Source organism: Bacillus sp. SIMBA_074 (genome assembly GCF_046534555.1).
Taxonomy (GTDB): domain Bacteria; phylum Bacillota; class Bacilli; order Bacillales; family Bacillaceae_G; genus Bacillus_A; species Bacillus_A mycoides.
Genome location: NZ_JAWRYM010000330.1, coordinates 1 through 295, shown reverse-complemented (window position 1 = coordinate 295; position 295 = coordinate 1). Strand labels below are relative to the sequence as shown.

The following is a 295-nucleotide window of genomic DNA, read 5'->3' as shown; positions in this document are numbered from 1 at the left end:
GTCCACCAATGACGAAAGCCTAGAAAAAAATCATTGCGTTGCACCTCCAAATTCAATCCAAACAGCGTGAGCGATACACGGAATCGTTTCTTCTTGTTGGAATGTAAGTGTAGATAGTAAAGCGCCTGTCGCAACGACAAGTATTTTTTTGAATTCTCCCCTTTTCATTCGGTTTAATAAATGTCCGTATACGACTGTTGCTGAACAGCCTGGACCACTTCAACCAGCTATGACAGGTTGACCTTCTCTATAAATGATGATTCCGCAATCTTGAAATTGCTCGCTCTTTACCTTT

At 41.4% G+C, this 295-nt stretch carries 1 pseudogene; it reads right to left on the bottom strand.

Going from position 1 to position 295, the window contains the following annotated elements:
• Positions 1–30: 30 nt before the first annotated feature.
• Positions 31–295: pseudogene (locus SB773_RS31045) on the bottom strand (stage V sporulation protein AD); the annotation flags it as partial.